4 protein-coding genes are annotated in these 6,874 nt (G+C 45.6%); all 4 read left to right on the top strand.

The window, feature by feature from the left end:
- Positions 1-9: 9 nt before the first annotated feature.
- The 4 genes from BLQ17_RS18960 to BLQ17_RS18980 all read left to right on the top strand — a co-directional run bounded on the left by BLQ17_RS18960 (position 10) and on the right by BLQ17_RS18980 (position 6,766).
- The gene (locus BLQ17_RS18960; protein ID WP_092225732.1) at positions 10-927 is read left to right on the top strand and encodes an electron transfer flavoprotein subunit alpha/FixB family protein; all 918 of its coding nucleotides are present in this window, start codon (positions 10-12) and stop codon (positions 925-927) included.
- A gap of 127 nt (positions 928-1,054) precedes the next feature.
- Positions 1,055-2,200: an acyl-CoA dehydrogenase gene (locus tag BLQ17_RS18965; protein WP_092225733.1), complete on the top strand. Its 1,146-nt coding sequence runs from the start codon at positions 1,055-1,057 to the stop codon at positions 2,198-2,200.
- Positions 2,201-3,146: 946 nt separating this feature from the next.
- Complete coding sequence (locus BLQ17_RS18975; RefSeq protein ID WP_092225735.1) at positions 3,147-4,856, top strand: AMP-binding protein; 1,710 nt, start codon at positions 3,147-3,149, stop codon at positions 4,854-4,856.
- Between the two features lie 425 nt (positions 4,857-5,281).
- A complete protein-coding gene (locus tag BLQ17_RS18980) occupies positions 5,282-6,766 on the top strand; it encodes an acyl-CoA carboxylase subunit beta (RefSeq protein ID WP_245695237.1) in 1,485 nt (494 codons plus the stop codon).
- Positions 6,767-6,874: the final 108 nt, after the last annotated feature.

The following is a 6,874-nucleotide window of genomic DNA, read 5'->3' on the forward strand; positions in this document are numbered from 1 at the left end:
GAGGGGAAAATGAAATTACTACTTGTAGCTGAATATAGAGACGGAAAGACCCTTGGGAATTCCAATGAGCTTATCGCCTTTGCCGAAAAAGTAGGTGGCGAGCACGCGATGTTTATGGTGGGCAGTGTCTCGTCGCTGCCGCAGTATGACGGTAAACTCTTTCTCGCAGATGCGGAAAAATACGGCGAGTACAGCCCAACTGTCCATAAACACCTGCTCCTGGAGGTTATAGGCCGGGAAAATCCGGAGATTATCGTTTTCTGCCACTCCAGTTATGGCTGGGATCTCGCACCCCGTATTGCCTGGGCGTTGAAGGCGGGGCAGGTATCCGAGGTGGTTGATTATGTGGAAGGTACCCTGGTAGTACCGATGTGCAATGCAAAACTCAGAAGGGAGGTCGAGGTCAACACCGATGTAACGGTTGTCACCTTGCAGGCGGGGGCCTTTGGGCTTGCCGAGCTACCGACTGCAAGTCCAAGTGTTGAACAGGTCGATATTGATGGCACCGGAGCGATTGAATTCTTAGGTTACGAAGAAGCTGAAGCCGGCGGCGTTGATTTGACCAAGGCGGAGATAATTGTCAGCGCCGGCCGGGGTATCGGTAAACCGGAAAATGTAAAAATGGTCGCCGACCTCGCCAAAGCTCTTGGCGGCGAGTATGGCGCCAGCCGTCCGGTGGTTGACTCCGAATGGGTTGAGCATACCCGTCAGGTTGGTACCACCGGCCAGACGGTAGCCCCAAAACTCTACGTTGCCTGCGGTATCTCCGGTGCCATTCAGCATCTGGCCGGGATGAAAAAATCTGAGTTCGTCGTGGCAATCAATACCGACAAAGATGCACCTATTGGCGACGTGGCAGATGTCCTGGTGGTTGCTGACCTAAAGCAGCTCGTTCCGATGCTTACAGAAAAGCTAAATGTCCGTTAATTAAAGAAATAACCCAGGTAACTATAGCCAAGGGGTTGTGGGGCGCGCATATGGCTGCCTCAGCATGTGAGAAAAACGGATGGTTCGTCCGTTATCTTCTCGTTAATTTTTTTCCAGAGAGAGTCTCATGATTTTTCAATTAACTGAAGAACAGAATCTTATACGTAACATGGTCCGCGAATTCGCGGAGACGGAAATCGCCCCAACAGCAAAAAAACGCGATGAAGAAGAACGATTTGATCGCCCGTTGATGTTTGACAAACTTGGTGAACTGGGACTAACCGGTATCGTTTTCCCGGAAGAGTACGGCGGTGCGGGAGCCGACTATATCAGTTATGCGATTGCTGTCGAAGAGCTCTCCCGGGTGTGCGCGTCGACCGGAGTGACGCTGTCAGCTCATCTCTCTCTGTGTGCTAATCCGATTTATCTGTTTGGCAGCGAAGAGCAGAAACAGAAGTATCTCGTGCCTCTTGCAGCAGGGGAGAAACTTGGTGCTTTCGGCCTCACTGAACCGTCCGCCGGCTCCGATGCCGGCGGGACAAAAACTACTGCCTTGCGCGATGGTGACGAGTGGATATTAAACGGAACGAAAATATTCATCACCAGTGGTGGCGATGCTGAGACCTATGTGATTTTCGCAAGAACTGACAAGGAAGCAAAAAAGCATAATGGCATCAGCGCTTTTATTATTGAAAAAGGTGCTGCGGGATTCTCCTTTGGTAAGAAGGAGGAAAAACTCGGTATCCGCAGTTCTCCAACGATGGAATTGGTCTTTGAAAATTGTCGTTTGCCAGCTGCTAATCTGCTCGGCAAGGAGGGCGAAGGATTTAAGGTTGCGATGAAAACCCTTGATGGTGGGCGTATCGGCATCGCCTCCCAGGCAATCGGCATTGCCCAGGGAGCCTTTGAGACCGCGGTCGATTACGCGAAAGAACGCAAGCAGTTTGATACTCCTATTGGAAAGTTTCAAGGGATACAATTCCAGTTGGCAGACATGTTTACCCAGATCGAGGCAGCAAGGCTTTTGGTCTACAAAGCAGCGTACAGGGCCAGTAAGGGGCTCAACTATTCCACGGATTCAGCTATGGCAAAATTGATGGCCAGTGAAACCGCAATGAAGGTGACCACACAGGCTGTACAGGTTCTTGGTGGATATGGTTATACCAGGGAGTTTCCGGTTGAGCGGATGATGCGCGATGCAAAAATAACTGAGATATATGAGGGAACCAGCGAAATACAGCGTCTTGTTATTGGTTCTGCTCTGATTAAATAAACTGGATGTGGAATATGAACCGATGTTTTTAGGTCGAGAGAGGAGGGTGCTCAGAAAGATTATTCAATTGAGCAGGGTGGAACTTATTCGAGAGAGGCCGGCATCTCTGTTGCTAATGACCTGGAAGAAAATGTTTTTAGAATTGCTTTCTCGGCCTGTGTCAAAGGCTTTTCCATGTATGAATTTGTGTGAGAAAAACATTCCAAAATCAGCTGAAATCTGGGAAATGTGAAAATATCTAAAATCCATTTTCTTATATGTAGTAGTTCAGATCTGATCTGAACTGCTACCCTTTATAGACGAATTCAAAAATACAAGATTTCCAGGTCCGTTGCATAGGTGTTGTGTCCTACATATGTGTAGTGCTACATATCTGTGGATGCAACACCTATTTAGTTGACAGACATACCTTCTCGACTTTCATCCCCCCACACCTAAATATCTAATTATTAGACATAAATAATCCGTCGCCTGCTATCATTTTTTCTTTGGTATTTATTTTGCAGGATCCGATTTCAACAGCCTGGGAAGAGTGCGTATTAACCCGAAGGGTGATTGGCGAACATTGACAAAGCAGGCCGGAATTTCACTTTAATGCAATTACAATCAGATACAATTGATATACGATGTGCGCTATCTGGCGTACGGATTAATAAATGGTGTAGGAAAATCGGACCTGGGACTGAAGACCAGGTAAGACATCCTTCAGACACGTTTGAAGGACTTTCTAATCAAGATATTTTTACCTGATTGACACTTTTCTGCATGCTTTTTGGAAGTGATGATCAGACAGAAGGGATGACCGCTTTCTTCGAAATAAGATTGGCGCAGTATAAAGGGAAATAATCACAACAGCCCGATAAGGCACAAATAATTTAAACAAACATCGTTCACTTTTTTTCATTTTCATAGTGGCTTTGTAAGACAAAAAGGAGGAATTAAAACCATGGATGAAAAGTCCTACCTTAAAAAATTACATGACCTTTGGAAAAAAAACTGGCCGAAAAATGCTCCGAACAAGCCCCACTATCCCAAAGGAGAAAAGCCTATATGCGAATACCTGACCGAATGGGCAAGGGAAAATCCGGATAAAAAAGCAATCCGTTTTTACGGATACGATATCTCCTATAAGGAGTTGGATCTGGCCAGCAACCGTTTTGCCAATTTGCTCATTAATTTGGGTATCAAGCCGGGAGAAGGTGTCGCTCTTTTTATGCCCAGCTGCCCTCAGTTCAATATTGCATATTTTGGTATAATGAAATGCGGCGCCATTCATGTTCCCGTCAGCCCGCTGTCAAAAGAAATGGAACTGAAGCACCAACTGGGAGACAGCAAACCTAAAGTTGTATTCTGTTTTGATGCACTGTTACCCGTTCTGGAACCGGTTTGCCAGAATCTGGGGATAGAGCACATCATTGCAACCAGCTACAGTGAGTTGAAACAGGATTGTTCAACGATTCAACTGCCTGACTTTTTCAAGATTCCCAAAGTCGATCTAAAAGACGGAATCATCGATTTTTTTCCTGCACTCAACGAGGTGTCCGACGCGCCCCCTGACCACACCCCGGCTCTGGATGATGTTGCCGCGTTAAACTACACCGGCGGTACAACCGGTCTGCCCAAAGGTTGTGTTCATACTCACCGCAATTTGATATATACGGCGGCTGCTTTTATGTTGATTGTATTTGGTCACACTGAAAATAAAGCAAGCGATAAAATAATGATGACTTATCTGCCTCAATTCTGGATTGCCGGTGAAACCACGGGATTGCTTTTTCCGGTATTCCACGGAGCAACCGTTGTGATGCTGGCAAGATGGGACACGGTAGCATTCATGGAAGCGGTTGATCATTATAAAGTCAATCAATGTATAATGCTTGTCGATAGTATCGATGACGTCTTGAATCACCCGAAACTGAGTGACTATGATCTGCATTCCATGGAATTGACACCATGTATTTCGTTTATCAAAAAACTCAATAAAGACTATCGAAACAAATGGGAAAAAGTTACAGGCAGTACCATGTTTGAAACCACATATGGTATGACCGAAACCCATAGCTGCGACACGTTTACAAAAGGGTTTCAAGATGATGATTTCGACCTCTCGGTAAGTCCGGCTTTTGTCGGTATCCCGGTTCCCGGTACAGAGATCAAGATCTGTGATTTTATAACAGGGGAATTGAAACCATTTGAAGAGGAAGGTGAAATCGTTGTGAGAACACCAACTCTGTTAAAAGGGTATTGGAATATGCCTGATTCCAACGCTGAACTTTTTTTCAACGGCTGGTTTCGTACCGGCGATTTGGGAACCATAACTAAAGACGGGTTTCTAAGATATCTTGGGCGTCGAAAAGAAATGCTCAAAGTGAATGGAATGAGCGTCTTTCCCACAGAGATAGAGGCCATGTTAGGGCAGAATCCCGCTATTGCCGCCTGTGGTGTAGTCGGCAGACCGGATGATCAAAAAGGACAGGTGCCAGTAGCCTTCATCACACTGAAAAAAGGATTCGAGGAAACGGAAGAGTCATTGGCCAAATGGTGTAAAAATGCAATGGCAATATTTAAAGTGCCTGAAATTCATATTGTTTCCCAGTTACCAATGACGGGTACCGGTAAAGTGATAAAAAATGAATTGGAAAAAATGATTTGTTAAGCAGTACGTTGATTAGCCGACATGAAAATATATTTGGTCCATGGATGGTGTACCTTAGAGGAGCTCGAGCTTAGACTCAATCTCGTTGACCTAACAGATTCTTTATAAAGATAAAAGGATTTTCTGCCAAACGCACCTTTTAGTTAGGGGGGGCACTGGTGAAGATAGCGTAAACTATTCCAAGGAAAATATTATCAATTAGATCATTGCCAGCGCAAGAAATAGTTCCAGAGTCGGCAAACTTGTTTTTGGCTCTACTGCACATAGTATTATTTTGAAGGCAGCGTGTTCTGTTTCAGTGCTCAAGTAACACTGATAAGGAGATAAGTATGAAAAAACCAGATCAAACACTCCGCCCTGAGTTATCTGAACTCAATGACCGACTGTACTGCCGTTGTGACGAAAACAGGCCTGAGGCCGTTACAATGCGCAGGAAAAAAAATCAGCGGACTGTATGGGAAAATGTCAATGACCTTCTGGATCCGGAAAGCCTTATAGAATACGGAGCATTGACGATTGCCGCCCAGCGCAGCAGGAGATCTGTTGATGATCTCATTAAGAAAACGCCTTCGGATGGCCTGATCACAGGACTTGGAACTGTAAATGCTGATAAATTTGAGGAGCAGGATGCCCGATGCATGGTGATAGCCTATGACTTTACAGTGCTTGCCGGTACACAGGGCTATTTCAACCACAAAAAAACGGACAGGCTGCTGCACCTGGCGGACAAGCATCGGATTCCTTTGGTACTGTTTGCAGAAGGAGGCGGGGGAAGACCCGGAGATACAGATGCTGACGGTGTCATGATTACCGGTCTTGACTTGACGACATTCAGCAAATTTGCAGGTTTGAGCGGGAAAATTCCCCTGGTGGGAATTGTTTCGGGGTTTTGTTTTGCCGGGAATGCTGCTCTGTTGGGTAGTTGTGATATTATCATTGCGGCGAAAAAATCAAACATAGGGATGGGTGGCCCTGTGATGATTGAATGCGGGGGACTTGGGAAATTCACGCCGGAAGAAATAGGGCCTGCCAATGTGCAGTATGGAAATGGTGTTATTGATATTCTTGTTGAAGACGAGACTGAGGCGGTTTCTGCTGCCAAGCAATATCTTTCATATTTTCAAGGAGATATCAAAGAGTGGAAAGCAGCAGATCAAGAACAGTTGCGCGACTTGATCCCTGAAAGGCGGCGTATGGCTTACGATGTTCGCAACATTATAAATGTTATTTCTGACAAAGGCTCCTTTCTTGAACTTAAATCCGGATTTGGCCAGGGGTTAATATCCGGATTGATACGGATACAGGGCAAACCTTTCGGTATTCTGGCAAACAACTGTCAGTACATGGGTGGAACTATCCAGCCGGCGGAAGCAGACAAGGCTGCCAGATTGATGCAAATATGTAATGCTCATGGCTTGCCGGTCCTGTCTCTTATCGACACACCAGGATTTATGGTAGGCCCTGATGTTGAAAGTCAGGCACAGGTTCGTCATGTCTGCCGTATGTTTATCAATGGTTCCCATCTCTCTGTGCCGTTTTTCAGTGTGGTTCTCAGAAGAGGATATGGTTTGGGAGCCATGGCAATGGCCTGTGGTGGATTCCATGCCCCATTTTTTACAGCGGCATGGCCAACAGGAGAGTTCGGCCCCATGGGGATTGAAGGCGCAGTTAAAGCTGGATACAAAAAAGAACTTTCCGCTATTGAGGATTCTGAAGAGAAAGAGGCCTTTTTCAACAAAATGGTTTCCCAATATTATGAGCAGGGAAAAGCTCTTAACATCGCATCTTACATGGAGATCGATTCGGTCATTGATCCGGCCGAGACAAGAGACTGGGTTATTAAAGGATTGCGTTCTGCCGATTATTCAAAAGACAAAAGGACATTCAGCCCCTTTATTGACAGCTGGTAATTTTACAATTGAACTCACTCTTGTCCCAAATAGCATTTAAACAGGAAAACCCTCTTGTTAGATGTGGTATAAAGTTTTTACGCCAATAAAAACAGAGCCACAATCAAC

The sequence above is a fragment of the Desulforhopalus singaporensis genome (assembly GCF_900104445.1).
Taxonomy (GTDB): domain Bacteria; phylum Desulfobacterota; class Desulfobulbia; order Desulfobulbales; family Desulfocapsaceae; genus Desulforhopalus_A; species Desulforhopalus_A singaporensis.

Excerpts from the sequence above, each read along its gene's own strand:
- BLQ17_RS18960 (WP_092225732.1), top strand. The coding sequence starts at position 10 with ATGAAATTACTACTTGTAGCTGAATATAGAGACGGAAAGACCCTTGGG.
- BLQ17_RS18975 (WP_092225735.1), top strand. The coding sequence starts at position 3,147 with ATGGATGAAAAGTCCTACCTTAAAAAATTACATGACCTTTGGAAAAAA.
- BLQ17_RS18965 (WP_092225733.1), top strand. The coding sequence starts at position 1,055 with ATGATTTTTCAATTAACTGAAGAACAGAATCTTATACGTAACATGGTC.
- BLQ17_RS18980 (WP_245695237.1), top strand. The coding sequence starts at position 5,282 with ATGCGCAGGAAAAAAAATCAGCGGACTGTATGGGAAAATGTCAATGAC.